The organism is Martinezella multihospitum (genome assembly GCF_900094585.1).
Taxonomy (GTDB): Bacteria; Pseudomonadota; Alphaproteobacteria; order Rhizobiales; family Rhizobiaceae; genus Rhizobium; species Rhizobium multihospitium.
The window spans coordinates 211,700-230,941 of the sequence record NZ_FMAG01000003.1; the positions used below are offsets into that span (position 1 = coordinate 211,700).

The 19,242-nt window shown below is 59.3% G+C and carries 22 protein-coding genes; 15 read left to right on the forward strand and 7 right to left on the reverse strand.

The features are described 5' to 3' along the window. The first annotated feature begins 109 nt into the window (after nt 1-109). From GA0061103_RS12615 to GA0061103_RS12625, 3 genes are all read left to right on the forward strand, one after another. The gene (locus GA0061103_RS12615) at nt 110-325 is read left to right on the forward strand and encodes a cold-shock protein (RefSeq protein ID WP_004116423.1); all 216 of its coding nucleotides are present in this window, start codon (nt 110-112) and stop codon (nt 323-325) included. A gap of 148 nt (nt 326-473) precedes the next feature. Then, nucleotides 474-911, forward strand: coding sequence for a BA14K family protein (locus GA0061103_RS12620; protein WP_092711627.1), 438 nt, complete (start codon nt 474-476; stop codon nt 909-911). Between the two features lie 323 nt (nt 912-1,234). Further along, nucleotides 1,235-1,783: an AAA family ATPase gene (locus GA0061103_RS12625; protein WP_092711629.1), complete on the forward strand. Its 549-nt coding sequence runs from the start codon at nt 1,235-1,237 to the stop codon at nt 1,781-1,783. Nucleotides 1,784-1,791: 8 nt separating this feature from the next. On the opposite strand, the gene GA0061103_RS12630 is transcribed toward GA0061103_RS12625, so the two are convergent. Further along, complete coding sequence (locus tag GA0061103_RS12630; RefSeq protein ID WP_015340593.1) at nt 1,792-2,436, reverse strand: MBL fold metallo-hydrolase; 645 nt, start codon at nt 2,434-2,436, stop codon at nt 1,792-1,794. Nucleotides 2,437-2,681: 245 nt separating this feature from the next. Here GA0061103_RS12630 and GA0061103_RS12635 point away from each other — a divergent pair, with 245 nt between their 5' ends. From GA0061103_RS12635 to GA0061103_RS12660, 6 genes are all read left to right on the forward strand, one after another. Then, a complete protein-coding gene (locus tag GA0061103_RS12635) occupies nt 2,682-3,311 on the forward strand; it encodes a DUF1236 domain-containing protein (protein WP_092711631.1) in 630 nt (209 codons plus the stop codon). A 246-nt stretch (nt 3,312-3,557) separates the two neighbouring features. Then, on the forward strand, nt 3,558-3,821 hold the full coding sequence (locus tag GA0061103_RS12640; protein WP_092711633.1) for a hypothetical protein: 264 nt from the start codon (nt 3,558-3,560) through the stop codon (nt 3,819-3,821). 466 nt (nt 3,822-4,287) lie between these two features. Then, nucleotides 4,288-4,758 (forward strand): MarR family winged helix-turn-helix transcriptional regulator, encoded by a 471-nt coding sequence (locus GA0061103_RS12645; protein WP_173004631.1) that lies wholly within the window; start codon nt 4,288-4,290, stop codon nt 4,756-4,758. A 76-nt stretch (nt 4,759-4,834) separates the two neighbouring features. Next, nucleotides 4,835-5,536 carry a response regulator gene (locus GA0061103_RS12650; protein ID WP_092711637.1) on the forward strand — a complete coding sequence of 234 codons (702 nt, stop codon included), beginning with the start codon at nt 4,835-4,837 and terminating at the stop codon, nt 5,534-5,536. Nucleotides 5,537-5,560: 24 nt separating this feature from the next. Further along, a complete protein-coding gene (locus tag GA0061103_RS12655; protein ID WP_092711639.1) occupies nt 5,561-6,943 on the forward strand; it encodes an ATP-binding protein in 1,383 nt (460 codons plus the stop codon). 11 nt (nt 6,944-6,954) lie between these two features. After that, entirely contained in the window at nt 6,955-7,536 is a 582-nt protein-coding gene (locus GA0061103_RS12660) for a DUF1349 domain-containing protein (RefSeq protein ID WP_092711641.1), read from the forward strand. Nucleotides 7,537-7,570: 34 nt separating this feature from the next. On the opposite strand, the gene GA0061103_RS12665 is transcribed toward GA0061103_RS12660, so the two are convergent. The 4 genes from GA0061103_RS12665 to GA0061103_RS12680 form a co-directional block, all read right to left on the reverse strand. Continuing rightward, nucleotides 7,571-7,912, reverse strand: a complete 342-nt coding sequence (locus GA0061103_RS12665) for a tRNA-binding protein (RefSeq protein ID WP_092711643.1) — start codon at nt 7,910-7,912, stop codon at nt 7,571-7,573. A 121-nt stretch (nt 7,913-8,033) separates the two neighbouring features. After that, nucleotides 8,034-8,873, reverse strand: a complete 840-nt coding sequence (gene proC / locus GA0061103_RS12670) for a pyrroline-5-carboxylate reductase (RefSeq protein WP_092711645.1) — start codon at nt 8,871-8,873, stop codon at nt 8,034-8,036. A 1-nt stretch (nt 8,874) separates the two neighbouring features. Then, the gene (locus tag GA0061103_RS12675) at nt 8,875-9,375 is read right to left on the reverse strand and encodes a type III secretion system chaperone family protein (protein WP_069612651.1); all 501 of its coding nucleotides are present in this window, start codon (nt 9,373-9,375) and stop codon (nt 8,875-8,877) included. 390 nt (nt 9,376-9,765) lie between these two features. Beyond that, nucleotides 9,766-10,026: an accessory factor UbiK family protein gene (locus GA0061103_RS12680; protein WP_069612652.1), complete on the reverse strand. Its 261-nt coding sequence runs from the start codon at nt 10,024-10,026 to the stop codon at nt 9,766-9,768. Nucleotides 10,027-10,290: 264 nt separating this feature from the next. Between GA0061103_RS12680 and lgt the strand changes: the two genes are divergently transcribed. The 6 genes from lgt (at nt 10,291) to GA0061103_RS12710 (ending at nt 16,385) form a co-directional block, all read left to right on the forward strand. Next, nucleotides 10,291-11,178, forward strand: coding sequence for a prolipoprotein diacylglyceryl transferase (gene lgt, locus GA0061103_RS12685; RefSeq protein WP_092712775.1), 888 nt, complete (start codon nt 10,291-10,293; stop codon nt 11,176-11,178). A 77-nt stretch (nt 11,179-11,255) separates the two neighbouring features. Next, entirely contained in the window at nt 11,256-12,353 is a 1,098-nt protein-coding gene (locus GA0061103_RS12690; RefSeq protein WP_092711647.1) for a class I SAM-dependent methyltransferase, read from the forward strand. A 136-nt stretch (nt 12,354-12,489) separates the two neighbouring features. Beyond that, nucleotides 12,490-13,272 (forward strand): peptidoglycan editing factor PgeF, encoded by a 783-nt coding sequence (gene pgeF, locus GA0061103_RS12695; protein WP_092711649.1) that lies wholly within the window; start codon nt 12,490-12,492, stop codon nt 13,270-13,272. Between the two features lies 1 nt (nt 13,273). Continuing rightward, nucleotides 13,274-14,425, forward strand: coding sequence for a M24 family metallopeptidase (locus tag GA0061103_RS12700; protein ID WP_092711650.1), 1,152 nt, complete (start codon nt 13,274-13,276; stop codon nt 14,423-14,425). Nucleotides 14,426-14,480: 55 nt separating this feature from the next. Continuing rightward, nucleotides 14,481-15,347: a hypothetical protein gene (locus tag GA0061103_RS12705; RefSeq protein WP_092711652.1), complete on the forward strand. Its 867-nt coding sequence runs from the start codon at nt 14,481-14,483 to the stop codon at nt 15,345-15,347. 105 nt (nt 15,348-15,452) lie between these two features. Continuing rightward, on the forward strand, nt 15,453-16,385 hold the full coding sequence (locus GA0061103_RS12710; RefSeq protein WP_092711654.1) for a ribose-phosphate pyrophosphokinase: 933 nt from the start codon (nt 15,453-15,455) through the stop codon (nt 16,383-16,385). 116 nt (nt 16,386-16,501) lie between these two features. On the opposite strand, the gene GA0061103_RS12715 is transcribed toward GA0061103_RS12710, so the two are convergent. Next, nucleotides 16,502-17,737 (reverse strand): MFS transporter, encoded by a 1,236-nt coding sequence (locus tag GA0061103_RS12715; RefSeq protein WP_092711656.1) that lies wholly within the window; start codon nt 17,735-17,737, stop codon nt 16,502-16,504. 25 nt (nt 17,738-17,762) lie between these two features. Further along, nucleotides 17,763-19,223 (reverse strand): hypothetical protein, encoded by a 1,461-nt coding sequence (locus GA0061103_RS12720; RefSeq protein WP_092711658.1) that lies wholly within the window; start codon nt 19,221-19,223, stop codon nt 17,763-17,765. Nucleotides 19,224-19,242 lie beyond the last annotated feature (19 nt).

The following is a 19,242-nucleotide window of genomic DNA, read 5'->3' on the forward strand; positions in this document are numbered from 1 at the left end:
ACGGGGACCTTTTCCTTCAAATTTCGAGAACTGCCTGCAAGCGCCCGCAAGGGCAACACAAGTAATGCTGCCCGTGTGGATGGTGGGCAGAGAGAAAAGGACCTGAGGCATGGCCGAGACTGGCACTGTAAAGTTTTTCAATACCGATAAGGGCTTCGGTTTCATCAAACCGGACAAGGGTGGCGCGGACATCTTTGTACACATTTCTGCAGTTCAGGCTTCTGGTCTGGCAGGATTGTCGGAAAACCAGAAGGTAAGCTTCGACACGGAACCGGATCGCCGCGGCAAGGGGCCGAAGGCCGTCAATCTGCAGATTGCTGGCTAAGACACCTTACGGCTTTCAAATTCGAGTTGAGGCCCGGCAGCAATGCCGGGTTTTGTCATTCAGTCTGCATTCAGTTTGCCACGTATAATTTGCCTCCCATGAAAGAGCGGGAATGACTTTTGTCCCGCTTCCCTTAGAGGATAGGCCAATGACCATACTCGGCAAAACGCTCGTCATGTCCGCCGTCGCCGCGGCATTGACAGTCACGTCCATCAGCGCCGCTTCCGCCGATGAATATTGGCGCCATCGCAACCGTGATGGTTGGGCGCTCGGCGCTGCCGGGCTCGCAACCGGTCTGATCGTCGGCTCCGCCATTGCCAGCCAGCCACGCTACGTCGAACCGGCCCCGGCCTATGTCGACCCGGGCTACGACGCACCTGCCCCTGGCTACTATTATCGCCCAGCACCGCGCCGCGTCTACGTCGAGCGTGACGTCAGCTATTATGCGCCAGCGCCGGCATACGGCATGCGTCCCTGGTCGTCCGCATGGATGCGCTATTGCTACGACCGCTACAGAAGCTTCGATGGCCGCACCGGCACCTATGTCGGCTTTGACGGCATGCGCCATTTCTGCACGGCAGACTGATTTTCAGCCGTGCCTCGAATGACAATGCGAGGAACCAAGGCGCCGCTTTCGAGCGGCGCCTGATTGATGCGGAATAGATCCCATCGGGCAGCGTTTGTCTTTCCGCCGGATTTGTAGCAGCATGACCGTGTTGCCGCCTCTCGCGCGCTAAACGCTCCACGCCTCCTCTCGGAAACAACGTCTCTGATAAGAACGCTGGCCCCATCGCGCCCGGAGCTCTCATCCAGACACTCTGTGATAATGTCCTGCCGTGGTCGCACTGGCATTTTATGCGTGTTGCCATCATTTCTGGCCGCGCTAGGAAGCTTTCCAGAGGGTGGAGAATGGGCGTCAAGAACTATTTGATCGAAGGCGTTTCTGGAGCCGGCAAGACTGCAGTCGCCATAGAGCTGCAGCGGCGCGGTTATCATGTCATCCATGGCGATCGGGAGTTGGCCTATAAAGGCGATCCGGAAACGGGTGAACCGCTGGATGCCTCTGCCCTTCAGGAACACATTCCGGATGTAACCTTCGGGCACAGGCATCACCTTTGGAATGTCGACAAAGTCAAATCCCTCGTTGCGGATCGAAGCCATCCGAACACCTTCTTCTGCGGCGGCTCCAGGAATTTCCATCGCTTTATTGATCTGTTCGATGGGGTTTTCGTTCTCAATCTCGATCTGGAAACACTAAAGCGTCGGCTTACTGCCAGACCGGAAGATGAGTTTGGCGGCAAGCCCGCCGAGCGAGACGTCATCGTGCGATTGCACGCGACGCAGGAGGACATTCCGAAGAATGCGATAAGCATCGACGCGACAGCGCCGCTTGCCAGCGTTGTCGACGATATTCTTTCCAGATTCCACGAGAATGCGGGGCAAAAGACCCGCTGGTAACGCTTTGCCTACAATCCGCGCAGGAAAGGATTGGTGCGACGCTCGTCGCCGATCCGGCTGCCCGGCCCATGGCCGCAGATGAACCCGACTTCATCGCCCAGCGGGAAGACCTTGTCGCGGATCGATTCCAAAAGCTGCTGGTGATTGCCGCCGGGCAGATCGGTTCTGCCGATCGAGCCGTTGAACAGCACGTCGCCGAGATGGGCAAAGCCCTGCTTCCGATTGACATAGATGACATGGCCGGGCGCATGGCCCGGGCAATGGAAAACCTCGAATTCATGCTCGCCGAAGGAGACCTTGTCGCCCTCCTTCAGGAAGCGGTCCGGCGTGACGTTGCGCACGCCGCTGATGTTGAACATCTTGCCTTTGGCTTCGATATCCTCGAGCAGGAAGCGATCGTCCTCATGCGGGCCGATCACCTCGATGCCGAGCGCCTCCCGCACCTCGTCGGCACCGCCGGCATGATCGATATGGCCGTGCGTCAGCCAGATGGCCTTGAGGGTAATGCCGTTCTCGCGCACCGTCTGCAGGATGATATCGACATCGCCGCCCGGGTCGACCACCACGCCCTCTTTGGTCTCCGGATCGAACAGGATGGTGCAGTTCTGTTCGAAAGGGGTCACCGGAATGATGCCGGCCTGGAGCATGCCCATGGAGCGCCTCGCCTGTTTGATCGTCGTGCTGTCGGTATAACGGCAAACATCAGACAAAGCAGCCCCCGAAGCTTCAAAGTGGCGCGAACGCGGCAACCGAACCTCAAGATTCGATAATATCCATCTATTTCAAATGGTTATTTGATCATCCCGTTGAACGATGACCTATTGGTGTCCGGCAAACCGGAACACTCAGGCACCCGGAACGTTGAAGATAAGTCTTTCAAGACAGAAGGAGAAAACCAATGTCCTTGAAGAGAAATCTGTTGCTGACCGGCTTTGTCCTTCTCGGCAGTGCGGGTCTCGCCCAGGCCGAGATGGCCGCAACCACCGCCACGGATATAGAAGTTCGTTCCGGGCCGGGTGCGGAATTTCCGACGGTCGGCGTCGCCACTCGCGGGTCCGAAGCCACCTTGGACGGCTGCGTCGAAGGTAGCCGCTGGTGCCGGGTCGACGTCAATGGCATGCGCGGCTGGGTCTACGCACAATATCTGAGCGTCGAACAGAATGGCACCTCGGTCGTCGTTCAGGACCACCGGGATGATCTGGGCATCCCCACCATCACCTATGAACAGACCGATCCGGTCCAGACCGGCAGCGTTCAGCCCGGTCCAAACGACCAATTGCTGGGTCCCGTCGATCAGAACGGTGGCGATGTAGTCGCAATCACCCCGCCCGAGGAAGTCCGAACCTATATCGACGACAACCCCGTCGATACGGTGCAGTTGAGTGGAGATCTGGCGGTCGGCGCCACCGTTCCGCAAAGCGTGGAAGTGCACCGTATTCCCGACTACCAATACAGCTACGTCGAGGTAAACCGTCAACCCGTACTGGTCGACCCAGGTACTCGCCGTATCGTCTACGTCTACCGCTGATTCGCCGCGCAAGACCGCATAAGATGGCGAAATTGACATGCGGCGGGACTGCCGCATGCCCAAACCGCGGATTTCCCCTGAAATTATTGCGAAATTCTCCCGTTTGAGTTGCCCTTCTATTTCCAGCGATCCGTGCATGATGTAATCCTAATATCGATGAGGATTATCGCCGCTCCCTGGCATCGATCCGGGACGCCGCGAGAGGGCATCCGGAAGCGTCTCCGGAATTATGGGAGAAGGGCAGTCATGGAAAGTCTAGGGCCTATCATTACGCAATTGATTGCCGGTGCGATCGGTGGCAACGCCGCGAGCGCCGTTTTGAAGCAGGACGGGATCAATCTCATTGCGAGAACGATCGCAGGGGCCGTGGGTGGTCTTGGTGGCGGCCTGATCCTGAATCTGATCGGCAGCGAAGCTCTCACCGGCCTCATCGCGCAAGGCATATCCTCGTTGGTCGCCGGCGGCGTGCTCTCCGCGATCGTCGGTGCCGTTCTCGGCCGCAAGTCGTAATTAGATCGGATCGCACAAGCCGGGCTTAGCAAACACCCGGCTTGTGCGGATCGATATCAATTCCGTTTGGCAACAGGCGCATCTCGCCCTTACCTTGAAGCGGGTGACGCAGAAAGGATGCCGCCTTCACGGTGGCTGCCGCTCGTCGGTCGGATATGTGCGACCTTCCAGCCAGGGCTCCTGTCTCTCGCCTATTGTCCTCAGACGATCTCGTCGCCTCACCACAGGATTGCTCTCGGCTATATTTTGCCCCTTATGCGCGAGTGGCAACGGATTAAAATACAGGATATGTTGGAGTTTTTGCGGGACCGCGCTTAATTTCCCGATGGGCAAGCCCGTTCGGGCCGCACGGCATTGTGCGAAAGCGGGCAACGACGTAAAAATGCGTCAACAGAGCTGACATATTTTTACGGAAGTTTCCCGAATGCTCCATAATAGGAAAGGAAATGTCACGGTGCCACGACAGATGAGCCAGAATGCGGCAAAGACGGAGCTGCTGGGCACGCCGATGCAGAACGCCGGAAGCATCGATTTCGAGATTATCGAGCTGCTTTTCTTCGCCTACCGCGATTTTGTCTCCGATCCGGACCAGATCCTCGTCAAGAGCGGTTTCGGCCGAGCCCATCATCGTGTCGTCCATTTCGTTAACCGCGAACCCGGCATGACGGTTGCGGACCTTCTGGAAACATTGCAGATCACCAAACAGAGTTTGGCGCGGGTTCTCAAACAATTGATCGATTCGGGTTATATTCGCCAGGTCGCAGGTCCAGAGGACCGGCGGCAGCGCAAGCTGTATCCGACGCAAGCCGGCCGCGATCTGGCGCTGGCGCTGGCCGAGCCGCAATCGCGCCGCATTGAAAGGGCATTCGAAGGCGCGTCGGAAGCGACGCGCGAAAGCGTGAAGCGTTTCCTGAGGGGAATGCAGACAGGGAAATGACGGCGCTTCAGCCCGCTGGACCGGTGCGGAATGCCTCAACGCAATCGATGGGTAGGACAGGATCGAGACGGACCGAATGACGACAAAAGCAGCAATCTCGGATGACGCAGCACATCTTCTGGTGGTGGACGACGACACACGTATCCGTGCCCTCCTCAACCGTTACCTCATGGAGAAGGGTTTTCGCGTCACGGCTGCCGCCGACGGCGCCGAAGCCCGCCGCAAGCTGGAAGGGCTCGACTTCGATCTCATCATCATGGATGTGATGATGCCCGGCGAATCCGGCATCGCGCTGACGGCGGCCCTGCGCCAGATCAAGAACATCCCGATCATCATGCTGACGGCGCTGGCCGAAGCCGATTCCCGCATAGCGGGCCTCGAGGCTGGAGCCGACGACTATCTGCCAAAGCCCTTCGACCCACGAGAACTTGTGCTGCGCGTCAACAATATCCTGCGCCGCAACGCGCCTGCCGATTCCCCGAAGATCGAGCTCGTGATGTTCGGACCTTACACGTTTTCGCTCACCCGCAAGGAGCTCAAGAAAGCGGCGGAACTCATCCGGCTTACCGACCGCGAGCAGGAAATCATGCTGCTGTTTGCCAAGCGCGCCGGAGAGACGATCCCGCGTCACGAGCTCATCGGCAATGACGCAGAGGTGGGCGAGCGGACGATCGACGTGCAGATTAACCGGCTGCGCCGAAAGATTGAAGATGACCCGGCCAACCCTATCTGGCTGCAGACGGTGCGTGGCATCGGCTACCGCCTTAGCATAGACTGAATTTGGTTCCGAGGATCAGTGGCGATGGTGGCATTCGATTCAATCAGGCGCGACCAGGAGCACACGCCGTCCAACGGGCTGCGGTGGCTTTCGCGCTGGATGCGTCGCTACGTGCTACCGACCGGCCTCTACGCCCGGTCATTGCTGATCTTCATCCTGCCGATGATCATCCTGCAGGCGGTCGTTACCATCGTCTTCATGGAGCGCCACTGGCAGATGGTGACGCAGCGCCTGTCGATGGCGACCACGCGCGACATCGCCGCCATCATCACCATCATCCAGACCTATCCGCAGGATGCCGACTATTCCGCCATCACCCAGATGGCGCGGCAGAAGCTCGATCTCGCCATTTCGATCGAACCGGGTGGCGAGCTACCGCCACCCGGCGAAAAACCTTTCTTTTCGATCCTCGATGGCATCCTGAGCGACGAGATCCGCGATCAGATCAACCTGCCCTTCTGGATCGATACCGTCGGCAACTCCAGCCTGGTCGAAATCCGCATCAAACTGCCCGACAAGGTACTGCGGGTTTTCGCCAAGCGTAGCCAGACTTATGCGTCGAACACGCATATCTTCATTCTGTGGATGGTTGGTACCTCGCTGGTGCTGATCGGTATCGCCGTCCTGTTCCTGCGCGGCCAGATCCGTCCGATCCTGGCTCTCGCCCAGGCGGCGGAAAGCTTCGGCAAAGGACAGCGGCTGGAAAACTACTCTCCCCGCGGCGCCGACGAAATACGCCGCGCGGGCCTTGCCTTCATCCTGATGCGTGAACGCATCGAACGGCAGATCGAGCAGCGCACGGCGATGCTTTCCGGCGTCAGCCACGATCTGCGCACGGTCCTCACCCGCTTCAAGCTGCAGCTCGCCCTTGTCGGAGAAAATCCGGATCTTATCGGCCTCAGCGAAGATGTGGAGGACATGCAAAGCATGCTCGAGGGCTACATGGCCTTCGCACGCGGCGAGGCAGAAGAAGATGTCGGACAATTCAAGCTCAGCGATATCCTCGAGAAGATCCAGCAGGACTTCACGCTGCATGGAAAATCCATGAGCTTCTCCATTGATGGCGAGGATCAGATCTCCGTCCGGCCGAACGCATTTACCCGCCTGGTGACGAACCTCGCCACCAACGCCCGGCGCTACGCCAACAGCCTTCGCATCGAAGCCAGGCACAGCGCCAAATGGCTGACGATCATCTTTGACGATGATGGCCCCGGCATTCCGGTCTCGGCGCGCGATGACGTCTTCAAACCGTTCTTCCGGCTGGATTCGGCCCGCAATCTCGACAAGTCGGGCACAGGCCTCGGTCTTGCCATCGCGCGTGACATCGCCCGCAGCCATGGCGGCAACGTCACGCTAGGCGACAGCCCACTTGGCGGCCTGCGTGCCACTATCCGCATTCCTGCCTGAGGAGGCGTCACATGGCGATCGATATCGATGGCATGCACTGGCTGAATGCGCCGCCGATGTGGGAGGTGAACCAGGGACGATTGTTTGTCCGTTCCGGCGACAAGACCGATTTCTGGCAGGAGACCTATTACGGCTTCCACCGCGATAACGGTCATTTTCTCGGCATGCCGCGCCGTGGCGATTTCACCGCCGAAGTGACCTTTATCGGCCACTATCGCGAACTTTACGACCAGGCCGGCTTGATGATCCGCCATCGTGCCCGGCATTGGATGAAATGCGGGATCGAATATACCGACGGCGCCAGGCATTTCAGCGTCGTCGTCACCAATGGCAATTCCGACTGGTCAGCCTTCCAGCTCGATCACGAGTTCGATGCCATGTCAGCGCGGGTCACGCGCAACGGCGATGCCCTCTTCATCCAGTATCGCACCGACCGCATGAGCGAATGGCGCATGGCAAGGCTCGCCTGGTTCGATCCGATGTTGGAGGAAGTCTCGGTCGGCCCGGCCTTCTGCTCGCCGCAACGCGAAGGCTTCGAGGCGGAATTCCTCGATTTCAGCCTGACCGACCCGCGGTCGAGAGACATTCACTGAGGGCGCTTCCTTTCGATTGCGAAAGGGGCGCCGCTCACATCATCTTCTTGCCGTTCGGCACCGGATGGGTCACCGCAGCCAGAATGATCGCGCCCCTCTCGTCCTCGAAGCCGAGGGTCAGTACTTCGGAACGCACCGGCCCGATCTGACGCGGCGGAAAATTGACGACAGCGAGCACCTGCCGGCCGATAAGAGTTTCCGGCGTATAATGGACAGTGATCTGCGCGGAGGAGCGCTTGATGCCGATCTCCGGCCCGAAATCGATCCTGAGCTTGTAGGCGGGCTTGCGCGCTTCCGGAAAAGTCTCCGCTTCGATGATCGTTCCGACGCGGATATCCACCCGCTCGAAATCGCCATAGGTGATCTCTTCCGCCATGCCCTGCCCTTTATCGAAAACCTGGAACGATCGAGCGTTTCACGGAAACGCTCGATCGTTCCATCTCTTTGCTTTTACGCAATTCCGGACGGAAAACCGCTATGCACGTCTCCTGAAATTGCTAGCCTGCCAGTTCCTGCGCCCGTTTGCGCGCTGCTTCAAGAGCCGCATCGAACAAGGGCTGCATTCCATCCTCCGCCATCAAAACAGCTAGCGCCGCCGCTGTCGTTCCGCCGGGAGAGGTGACGTTCTGGCGCAGCCGCGAAGCGTCGTCGGGAGACTGGTGCAGCAATTCACCAGCCCCCGCGACGGTTTCCCGTGCGAGCCGCATGGCGAGGTCCGCCTGCAGGCCAAGCTTTCGGCCCGCCTCCGCCATGCATTCCACGAGATAGAAAACATAGGCAGGCCCGCTGCCCGAAACCGCAGTCACCGAATCGATATCGGCTTCGGCAGGCACCCATTCGACCGGACCCGACACCTTCAACAGATTCTGGACCAGCTGCCGCTGGCGATCGCTCACGCGTGCATTGGCAAAAGCGCCCGTCACGCCACGCCCGACCATTGCGGGCGTATTCGGCATGGCGCGCACCATGGCCGCTTCTCCCAGATGCGTTTCAAGCGCGGAGAGCGTCTTGCCGGCTGCGATGGAAACGACGACAGTCGTTTGTCCCACGAGCGGCTTGAACGGCGGCAGAACCGCGTCCATGAGTTGCGGCTTGACGGCGATGAAGAGAACGCCCGCCGTCAAGCTCTTCGGAACTTCAGTGACATGGCTTGCGCCCGCATCCGCAATCATTTTCCGCATCGCTTCGGCCGGATTGGGATCGACGACGACGACCGAGGAGCCCGGCACACCGTTTTTCAGCCACCCGGTCAGCAATGCGCCACCCATATTGCCCGCGCCGATCAGAACGATCGGCCCGGAGGATGCAAATGCATTGGCGGATTGTTCACCTGTCATCTTACGCTTCGCCTACCGTTTCAAAGAGTACGGCTTCCATGGCGCGGTTTGCATCGAGCCCGGACCATACGACGAATTGGAAAGCCTGATAGTAAGCCTCGCAGGTGTCAAGCGCGTTGGAAAGCAGCACTTCCACCTGCCGGTTGGTGGGCTCCGCCCCGCCGGACAAGAGTAGCGATTGACGGAAGATGACGATGTCTTCCTGACGCCACAGATCGAAATGGCCCATCAGCACCTGCCCGTTGATGCAGGACAAGAGCTTGATCACCTCATTGACGCGCGGGTCCGGAACCTTGACATCGAACGCGCAGGCTATGTGCAGCGCCTCGAATTCCTCCATCCAGGAGAACGAGACGTGATAGTCGGTCCATCGCCCTTCGACGGTCATGGCGATTTCGTCCTCGCCGGACCGTTCGAACGACCAGTCGTTGTTGGCGGCAACGAATTCGATCATGTCGACCGGATTCGATTGTCGTTCGGCTTCCATTTCCATAAGGCTCATGCAGCACCTTCTTGACCGGATCGGTTGCAGTTTTCCCGTGGCTCGACACTGAAAGAACGCAAACAATTTTACTCCGGAAACATCCTCGGGATGATGTCGAACGGCTGCCAGACTAACGCTTCCACCATGCCCGGGGCTTACCAAGTCCGTTTCGAATCATCATTTAAAATCAGTGTATAGCGGCATGCCCGGCATGCCAGCCCCTGAACGGTGATTTTGGAAACGGCACTGTGGAAAGCTCTTCCGACGTCTATTCAGAAGGGAGTCATAACCGACTCTGGCGATTGGCTTTTTTGCCTATGTCCACAGGTGGAAAAACGGACGGAAATTTTCAGAGGAAAAAGGCACGGCAAACGGGTGCCGCGCCGATCTGCAAACAGAAGTCCAGGCTTATTTGCCCTTGGAAGCGAGCTTGGCTTCGAGCGCTTCGATTCTCGCCAGCAGCGCCTCGTTCTCGTCGCGCGCCTTGATCGCCATTTCGCGAACGGCCTCGAATTCCTCGCGCTTGACGATATCCATGCTGTTCAGCCAGCGCTCGGCATGGGCATTGAAGGCGGTCTCGATTTCGCGGCGCACGCCTTGCGCAGCACCGGCGGCATCGGTCATCAGCTTGGCGAATTCATCCAAGATTCGGTTCGGTCCAGTGCTCATGGCAATCTCCTTGCGGCCGTCGGCCCTCAACGGTCAGGCATCGATATGGGCCAGATAGTGCTGAGGTAGGATTTCCAAGGGGCCGATGCAAGCAAATTGAGATAGGACTGGACAACCGGACCTGCCATCTCGGCGAGATCAACAATCGACTTGACCGTTTCGACAGCGAACGCCATGTTCCGCGCACATTTTGGATATTTAGCATGATCCTGCCCCGAAATGGCACGGTGCTTTCGGGAACATGCTGCAACGGGCCTGACGATCTTGCTGACATCCGCCAATCTCGCCGCCATCCTGCCTTTTCCGGATATCGATCCGGTCGCCGTTTCCCTCGGCCCGGTTTCAGTCCATTGGTACGGGCTTGCCTATGTCGCTGGCATTTTGCTCGGCTGGTTCTATGCCAGGCGGCTGGTCGACAACGGCAAGCTCTGGCTGAACGATACAGCACCGATGACGCGCCAGCATCTGGACGATTTCATCCTCTGGGTTGCCTTCGGCATCGTCCTCGGCGGCCGCATAGGCTATATCCTCTTTTACGACCTCGATCCGGTACTGGCCAATCCGATCCGTGCCATCGAGGTCTGGAATGGCGGCATGTCCTTCCACGGCGGTTTAATAGGTACGACCATCGCCATGATCTTGTTTGCAAGACGCAATCAGATCCCGGCTTGGAGCCTGTTCGATATCGTCGCCGCCGTCGCGCCGATCGGCCTCTTCTTCGGCCGCATCGCCAATTTCATCAATGGCGAGCTCTGGGGCCGCGTAAGCGACGTCCCCTGGGCGATGGTCTTCTGCAGCCCGCACGTGATCGCCGCCCATAATGGCGTATGCCCCGCAGGCCCAGATCCTCGCCACCCCAGCCAGCTTTATGAAGCCGGCATCGAAGGCATCATCCTCTTCCTTATTCTCTTTGTGCTTACGCGCTGGGCGCTGACGCTGAAGAAACCGGGCACGGTCAGCGGCATTTTTGTCATCGGCTACGCTTTCTCGCGTATTTTTGTCGAATTCTTCCGTCAGCCTGACGAGCAGCTCGGCTATCTGCTCGGTACGAACTGGCTGACGATGGGGATGGTGTTGTCGCTTCCGATGGTGGCGATCGGCCTTTGGGCCGTTATCCGCGCCCGTCAGGCAGCGGCAAGGCAGATGGCTTGAGGTGGAGTTCAATATCGCGTGGTCTTCTTGAAGGACGCTCCCAGTCTGTGTGGGCCACGCATCAGCGAAAGCATAGAATGACGACGGCGCTCGGGGAAAAAATCAAAGCCATCATCCGCACCAACGGGCCATTGAGCATCACCGATTATTTTTCGCTGTGCCTCGCCGATCCGGTGCATGGTTATTACAAGACGCGCGAGCCTTTCGGCCAATCCGGCGACTTCGTCACCGCGCCCGAAGTCAGCCAGCTATTCGGTGAGATGATCGGCGTCTTTATGGTGCATGCCTGGCAGCGGCATGGAACGCCTATCGAAGTGCGTCTCGTCGAAATCGGCCCGGGCCGTGGCACGATGATGTCCGACATGCTGCGCGTCATCGGCAAGCTGGCTCCGCCGCTCTATGATGCCATGACGGTCCATCTCGTCGAAACCAGCGAGCGCCTGCAGGGCTTCCAGCGCCAGACCCTCGAGGCCTATGGCGCAAAAATCTCCTGGCATACGGATTTCGGCGAGGTGCCCGAAGGTTTCACCCTGCTCGCCGCCAACGAACTCTTCGACGCCATTCCCATCCGCCAGTTTGTTCGCACCGCCAGCGGCTTCCGCGAGCGCACCGTCGGCATCGATGTCAACGACGAGCTGAGCTTCACGGCGGGCGTCGCCACGCTCGATCCTTCCCTTCTTCCCGAGGGCGGACTGCCGCCGATCGGCACGATTTTCGAAATCGCGCCCGCCCGCCAGGCCGTCATGACGACGATCTGCGATAGGCTGGCGGCCCATGGCGGAACGGCGCTTGCCATCGACTACGGCCACATGGCGACGGGCTTCGGCGACACGCTGCAGGCCGTGCGCATGCATGAATACGATCCCCCGCTGGAGCATCCCGGCGAAGCGGATCTCACCAGCCATGTCGATTTCCAGCATCTGGCGCAAACCGCCCTCGCCTCCGGCATACACATCAACGGCTGCTGTCATCAGGGGGATTTCCTGATCGGGCTTGGTCTGCTGGAGCGGGCGGCCGCCCTTGGCAGGGACCAGGATGCGGCAATCCAGGAGAATATCCGTGTCGCCGTGGAAAGGCTGGCTGGTGCCGGCGAAGGCAAGATGGGAGAGCTCTTCAAGGTGTTGGCGGTCTCCAGCCCGGCGATCGATCTCCTACCCTTTCGTCCCGTCAGCTGAAACGAGACCATCGATCCCTACGCATTGACAGTGCGCGCCGGACTGGGCCAACATCCCAGTCAAATCGAACTGCTTCGCCGCGGCTGCGTTATTCATCGCACGACAGGCCGAACCAAGACGTCAAGGGACACCGCAGTTGCCGACACCACTTGCAAGCACGCTGCTGAGCGCCGCCGAGGCCGCCGGCATTCGCCACGGCTATTTCACCCGCGCCGGCGGCGTTTCAGAGGGCCTTTATCGCGGGCTGAACGTCGGTTTGGGCTCGCATGACGATCGCGAGCACGTGCAGGAAAATCGTCGGCGCGTGGCCGACTGGTTCGGTCTGCCCGTCGAACAGCTTGCTACCGTGCATCAGGTCCATTCGCCCGATGTCGTGACCATCGGCGTATCTTATGATGGCAGCCGGCCGCAAGCCGATGCGATGGTCACGGCGACACCGGGCATCGCAATCGGTGTGCTCGCCGCCGATTGCGGCCCCATCCTTTTCGCCGATCCGGAAAATCGGGTCATTGGCGCCGCTCATGCCGGCTGGAAGGGCGCGCTGACCGGCGTTCTTGAAAACACCATCGACGCGATGGAAGCGCTCGGAGCGCGGCGCGAGACTGTCATTGCCTGCCTCGGCCCGTCGATCAGCCAGGCGAGCTATGAGGTCGGCCCCGAATTCATCGAGCGCTTCCTCACCTACGATCCCGATTATGCCAAATATTTCACCCCTTCGAAGCGCGACGGCCATGCCATGTTCGATCTGCCGTCCCTCACGGTCGATCGCCTGCGTAAAGCTGGGGTCACCGCTGAAAGCCTTGATATCTGCACCTATCCAAATGCGGAGCGCTTCTTCTCCTATCGGCGCACGACGCATGCCAAGGAGCCGGATTACGGACGGCAGATTTCCGCCATCGCCATCGGAAAGGCAGCTTGATATGGCCCTGCATTTCGAACGCAGCGAATTCGATGCTCGTCTGGCACGGCTGCTGGCGAGAATGCAGGAGGAAAAACTCGATGCCATGCTGCTCTTCGCACAGGAGAGCATGTATTGGCTGACGGGCTACGATACGTTCGGCTTTTGCTTTTTCCAGACGCTGGTCGTCAAGGCGGATGGGTCGCTGACGCTCCTGACCCGCTCGGCAGATCTTCGCCAGGCGCAGCTTACCTCCGTCATCAACGACATCCGCATCTGGGTCGATCGCGTCAATGCCGACCCGACGCTCGATCTCAAGGAGCTGCTGTCCGATCTCGATCTCCTCGGCGCCCGCATCGGCGTCGAATACGATACTCACGGCATGACGGGCCGCATCGCTCGCCTGCTCGATCAACAGCTTGCAAGCTTCGGACAAATCATCGATGCCTCCTACATTGTCAGTCGCCTGCGCCTCATCAAGAGCCCGGCGGAAATCGCCCATGTCGAACGAGCCGCCGCACTGGCCGACGATGCCCTCGACGCAGCACTAACTTTAGTCAAGGCCGGCGCGGACGAGTCAGATATTCTTGCGGCCATGCAAGGCGCCGTCTTTTCCGGCGGAGGCGATTATCCGGCCAACGCATTCATCATCGGCTCGGGTGCGGAAGCCCTGCTCTGCCGCTACAAGTCCGGCCGCCGCAAGCTCGACGCCAACGACCAGCTGACGCTCGAATGGGCCGGTGTGGATGCCCATTATCACGCCGCCATGATGCGCACGGTCGTCATCGGCACTCCCAGCCATCGCCACCGCGAGCTCTACAGCGCCTGCCTGGAAACCCTGCAGGCGATCGAAACGATCCTGATGCCGGGGCATACTTTCGGTGACATCTTCGACATGCATGCGAAGATCATCGACGAGCGTGGCCTCTCCCGCCACCGGCTGAACGCCTGCGGCTACTCTCTCGGCGCCCGCTTCTCGCCGTCATGGATGGAGCATGAAATGTTCCATATGGGCAATCCGCTGGAGATTCAGGAGAACATGTCGCTCTTCGTGCACATGATCATCATGGACTCAGACAGCGGCACGGCGATGACCCTTGGCCAGACCTATCTGACGACCTCGCAGGCGCCGAAAGCCCTTTCCCGCCACCCTCTCGAATTTCTTAACCGTTAGGGGCGTAAGATAGCGATCCTGGACGGTAAGACCGTCGGGAGAAAGGATCGCGTCTATGGGACTGGTCAGGATAACGTTGACTGTCGCCGGCTTTTGCCTCGCGCTCTCCGCCTGCAATACCACGGACGCCCTCACGCCGCCCGAAGCCATCGGTGATGTCAGCTCCAGCCCAGTCACGCAGCGCGATGTCGAGCGCATGGCTTCCGCGCCCCCACGCCGTCAGGTCTATCAGGACACGCAGGACAGTTACGGTTATCGGCAGCAAACCTCCCAGCAGGCCTATCAGCAGCAAAGCTACGGCGGAAGCGGCACGCTCGACGAGCAGGCCTCGGCGCTGAGGTCGAGCGGCAGCAATCCATATGCCTCCCGCCCGCTCGACGGCTCCCGGACCGCTTCCATCGCTCCGTCCAACAATCAGTTTTCGGAGTCCGACGAACAGCGCGAGGCCGACCGGCGCCTGTCGGACGATCCACAGCCACAACAGCAGCAACAGACTGCCGACGACTCTCAACCGGAACAACAGCAGGCGTCGCTGCCGCCCACGGCCGCAGCCGGCGGCAACAGCGTCCGTTTCCTGCCGATCATCGGCGCTCCTGTGGAAGCCGTCACCCCGCTGTCGCGCCAGCTCGGTGCCGACGCCCGTTCGCTCGGCCTGACGATCAAGAGCTCAAGCGATTCCAGCGCCGCCTATATCCTCAAGGGCTATCTTTCCGCCTTTGAAGACGGCCCGCAGATTTCCGTGACCTACGTTTGGGATGTGCTTGATAGTAACGGCAACCGCGTCCACCGCATCCAGGGTTCGGAAAGCGCGCCTCTGAAACGCGGCGACCCCTGGTCGGCCGTTCCTCCGACGGTCATGCAGAAAATTGCCACCAAAACCATGTCGGAATTCAATTCCTGGCGCGAATCCAACGGTGGATAGCCACAAGCTTTTCAGAAATATGAAAGGTAACACGCCTCTCCCCCTTGCATTCGAGAGCAAGGCGGTTAAAAGCGCGGCTATCAGGTTGGTAATAGGCGGGCCACAATGAAGGTTTTCGCAGGCAATTCGAACCGGCATCTTGCCGAAGCGATCTGCAATTATCTCAACGTTCCCTTGGGAAGAGCTAGCGTCCGCCGGTTCGCCGACCAGGAGATTTTCGTAGAGATCCAGGAAAACGTACGCGGCGAGGATGTGTTCCTCGTACAGCCGACGTCGTTTCCGACCAACGATCATCTTATGGAACTGCTGATCATGATCGATGCGATGCGCCGCTCGTCGGCACGGCGCATAACCGCGGTCATCCCCTATTTCGGCTATGCCCGCCAGGATCGCCGCGCCTCGGGGCGCACGCCGATCTCGGCCAAGCTGGTCGCCAATCTGATCACCGAGGCTGGCGCCGACCGTGTTCTGACGCTCGACCTGCATGCCGGACAGATCCAGGGCTTCTTCGATATACCCACGGACAATCTCTATGCGGTTCCGATCCTGACGCGCGATATCAAGGCGCATTACGATATCGGCAACGTGATGGTCGTCTCCCCCGATGTCGGCGGTGTCGTGCGCGCCCGCGCCCTGGCAAAACGTCTCGACTGTCTGTTGGCGATCGTGGATAAGCGCCGCGACCGCCCGGGTGAGTCCGAAGTGATGAACATCATCGGCGAAGTGGCCGGCAAGGATTGCATCCTGATCGACGATATCGTCGATTCCGGCGGCACGCTTTGCAATGCTGCCGAAGCACTGCTTGCACAAGGTGCGGCAAGCGTCACCGCCTACATCACCCATGGCGTTCTCTCCGGTGGCGCGGTGACCCGCGTAGCAAATTCGAAGCTGAAGGAACTGGTGATCACCGATTCTATCCAGCCGACGACCGCCGTGCTTTCAGCGCCGAATATCCGCGTCATCACGACGGCAACCCTCATCGGCGAAGCCATCAACCGCACTAGCCAGGAAGAATCGGTTTCAAGCCTGTTCGACTGAGCCTTAGAGCAATTCCAGGAAAAGTGTACGGCGGCTTTCCGTCTGGAATTGTTTAAAAACAAGAGGATAGCGCGTTTTCGCGATTCGAAGAAAAGCGGAAATGCTCCAGGGCCGCTTCAGGTGGCCTTTGCGCCCGCAGGATGCGCCTGCTTCCATGCGAGCAAGCCGATTCCCAGCAGGCCCGAGATGAAGACGGCCGCACCCGAGCCCATGATCGAAGGTCCTATACCAAACCATGCGAACAGGGTCGGCGACATCAGGTAGGCCAGAAGCAGGCCGGTGAAGATCGCGCACATCAATAGACGGTAGACCTGCGCCAGACGATGCGGCTCGCTACGCGTCTGCATCAGATGCAGCATGGCAAGGTTCTCGAAGGGTCCGTTGATCGCCGCAAAGCAGGCAACGCTCATCAGCCCAATCCGATCATGCATCAGCGGCAACAGGAAAACTCCAAATCCGAAAATGAGCTTCGCCACAATGATCCAGACCACCGGCCGGCGCGGCTTGACGCTGCCGAGGATCAGATTGGTGGTCAGGTTGCCGACACCGTAAGCCGTCATCATCAGGCTGTAGTCGGTCAGCGGATCAGCGCTGGTCTCGCGCAAGTGCAGGATCATGCCGAGCAGAATCCCCATCGCCCAGGCGACGTTTCCCATAAGGTTGGTGAAGAGGCCATAGAGAATTGCCGCATGACCACGCGCTGCGCGCCACCCGCCGAGAACGCCGTCTACGACGGCCGTCATTCCGGAGAAATCGCGACGCCGCGACACCGTCGGGAGTTTCGCCACCGCCAGCCACACGGCAAGCGCCGACAGTATGAAGGTGGCGGCCGTGACCGTGAAGAACTGAGATTTCGGCAGGAGCCCGTTCACGAGCGCGATCAGGCTCGGACCGAGGATGCGCGCCATGCGGCGCGTGGCGTCGAAAAGGCCATTGGTCGCATGCCGGACCTCGGCATCGACCGCAATCACCGGCAGGGTCGCCTGCAGCGACGGATCGAATGTCGACGTCAGCAACGCGATACTTCCGGCAAGCACCACCAACAACGGCAGGCTCATCAGATGCAGGATCCCCGCCAGCGACAGCATCAGCAATAGAGCCGCACGCATCAGATCGGCCGTGATCATCGTCGTGCTATGCCGCCAGCGATCCGTGACGATACCGCCGAACAAGCTGCCAAACAGCAGCGCGCCGGACTGCAGCGCGGAAACATATCCCGCATTGCTGCCAATGAAGTCTGCCGCAATCCAGACGACTGCGACCATGTAGAATTCGGAGCCTGTAGCCGCCAACACCTGGCCGGCCCATAGAAGAGAGATCGAGCGCTGGCTCAGCGGCTTCAGGACAAACATGATCGCATTCTGATTTCGGAGTGGCTTACTTCATGACCTGCCCGTTGACCGTCACGTGACCGTCGTCGGAAAGATCGATATCCCAACGCGAACGTCCATCGGCATCCGTCTTGGCAAAGCCCTTGGCCATCATGAGACCGAAGGAGAGCTGAGAAAGATCGGCCTTCGTCTTTGCAGCTTCCTGGATGGCAGCGATCGTCTTGTCGAGATCACGGGCAAGAACCGTCATCTTCATGGCGACGCGGTCTTTTTCGGTCAGCCAGCCTCGCATGCTGCCGGAAGCCTCGACATCATAGAGACCCGAGACGGCGCTGATCTTCGGGAAGTTGATGGTCATAGTCCCATCGGGGAACATGGCCTTCTGCAGCTTCTCGTCTAGGGCTTTATCGCTCTCCGGGTTCTTGAAGTCGGCCTGCTGGAAAATCTCAGCCAGAGCGGAGAAGTTCAGGTTCGGTACCTGCACCTGGATATCGGCCGTATCTGGAATGAAGGCGATATAGTCTTCGGGGACCAGGCCCGTTTCCAAGGCAAGCTTTTCGGCGTTCAGTCCAAAATCGGCATTCATGGCATTGGCTGGCCCGGCTACCTTGAAGAAATAGCCCATCTTCTGCAGGCCACCATTGCCGAATGGTGTCGTGACCGCAATGTCCTTGATGGCGACGGACTCCTCGAAGGAACCGACGATTGGCATGGCATCCATCAGCAAAGCCTTGACCGCTTTGCTATCGGCATCGGAGAGCGTTTTCTGATCCTTGTGCTCGGAAACGAACTGCAGCAGGGAGTTGACCGCCTTCAGCGGCAGTTTCGTCGCCCCCATGTTGAAATCGATCGCCGCGATCTTGATTTCTCCGAGCGTCGCGTCGTCGGCCGAGATCTTGTCGTAGAGCGATTGCAGGCTGCCGTTCATCTTGAGATCGAGCCTGCCCGGCTCACCGCTGTCAGCCGATGACAGAGTATAGACGATGCTGTCGGCCGTAGCGTCATTCTTCTGGACGCTTTTATCTTCGTCGGTGGTCTTCGTCGTAAAGGTGAAACCGGTGCCCTTCATATCCATGGAGCGCAGATAATGAAGTGCCGGATCGAAGACGCCCTGGAAGGTCGATGACGCCAAGGCATAGCGAAATTCACCGTCGGGACTGCTGCCGGGCTTCGAACGGACCGTCACATCGAAGGCATTGTTGCCTTCGATATTCCAGAGACCGCTATCGAGCGGCGTCGCCAACATCATCAATGGCTTGAGGCCGCTGATGGCGAAATCGCTCACGTTCAGCTTGTCGAGAAGCTTCTGCACGTCATAAGTGACTTCATAGTGCGTGCTGACCGGCTTGACCGAAATCGCACCGCTCTTCGCGATATCGTCAGGCAGGAAATAGGTCAGATTGCCGTAGAGATCCTTGGCACCTTGCTCGCTGACGTCGGCCGCCTGCACAACGCCGGCCACGCCGGCAGCGAGAACAGCCGCCGTGGCAACCGCTTTGAAACGCATAATTCACCCCCAAATATGA

Coding starts and splice junctions, on each gene's coding strand:
- GA0061103_RS12615 (WP_004116423.1), top strand. CDS start 110: ATGGCCGAGACTGGCACTGTAAAGTTTTTCAATACCGATAAGGGCTTC.
- GA0061103_RS12620 (WP_092711627.1), top strand. CDS start 474: ATGACCATACTCGGCAAAACGCTCGTCATGTCCGCCGTCGCCGCGGCA.
- GA0061103_RS12625 (WP_092711629.1), top strand. CDS start 1,235: ATGGGCGTCAAGAACTATTTGATCGAAGGCGTTTCTGGAGCCGGCAAG.
- GA0061103_RS12630 (WP_015340593.1), bottom strand. CDS start 2,436: ATGGGCATGCTCCAGGCCGGCATCATTCCGGTGACCCCTTTCGAACAG.
- GA0061103_RS12635 (WP_092711631.1), top strand. CDS start 2,682: ATGTCCTTGAAGAGAAATCTGTTGCTGACCGGCTTTGTCCTTCTCGGC.
- GA0061103_RS12640 (WP_092711633.1), top strand. CDS start 3,558: ATGGAAAGTCTAGGGCCTATCATTACGCAATTGATTGCCGGTGCGATC.
- GA0061103_RS12645 (WP_173004631.1), top strand. CDS start 4,288: ATGAGCCAGAATGCGGCAAAGACGGAGCTGCTGGGCACGCCGATGCAG.
- GA0061103_RS12650 (WP_092711637.1), top strand. CDS start 4,835: ATGACGACAAAAGCAGCAATCTCGGATGACGCAGCACATCTTCTGGTG.
- GA0061103_RS12655 (WP_092711639.1), top strand. CDS start 5,561: ATGGTGGCATTCGATTCAATCAGGCGCGACCAGGAGCACACGCCGTCC.
- GA0061103_RS12660 (WP_092711641.1), top strand. CDS start 6,955: ATGGCGATCGATATCGATGGCATGCACTGGCTGAATGCGCCGCCGATG.
- GA0061103_RS12665 (WP_092711643.1), bottom strand. CDS start 7,912: ATGGCGGAAGAGATCACCTATGGCGATTTCGAGCGGGTGGATATCCGC.
- proC (WP_092711645.1), bottom strand. CDS start 8,873: ATGACAGGTGAACAATCCGCCAATGCATTTGCATCCTCCGGGCCGATC.
- GA0061103_RS12675 (WP_069612651.1), bottom strand. CDS start 9,375: ATGAGCCTTATGGAAATGGAAGCCGAACGACAATCGAATCCGGTCGAC.
- GA0061103_RS12680 (WP_069612652.1), bottom strand. CDS start 10,026: ATGAGCACTGGACCGAACCGAATCTTGGATGAATTCGCCAAGCTGATG.
- GA0061103_RS12690 (WP_092711647.1), top strand. CDS start 11,256: ATGACGACGGCGCTCGGGGAAAAAATCAAAGCCATCATCCGCACCAAC.
- GA0061103_RS12700 (WP_092711650.1), top strand. CDS start 13,274: ATGGCCCTGCATTTCGAACGCAGCGAATTCGATGCTCGTCTGGCACGG.
- GA0061103_RS12705 (WP_092711652.1), top strand. CDS start 14,481: ATGGGACTGGTCAGGATAACGTTGACTGTCGCCGGCTTTTGCCTCGCG.
- GA0061103_RS12710 (WP_092711654.1), top strand. CDS start 15,453: ATGAAGGTTTTCGCAGGCAATTCGAACCGGCATCTTGCCGAAGCGATC.
- GA0061103_RS12715 (WP_092711656.1), bottom strand. CDS start 17,737: ATGTTTGTCCTGAAGCCGCTGAGCCAGCGCTCGATCTCTCTTCTATGG.
- GA0061103_RS12720 (WP_092711658.1), bottom strand. CDS start 19,223: ATGCGTTTCAAAGCGGTTGCCACGGCGGCTGTTCTCGCTGCCGGCGTG.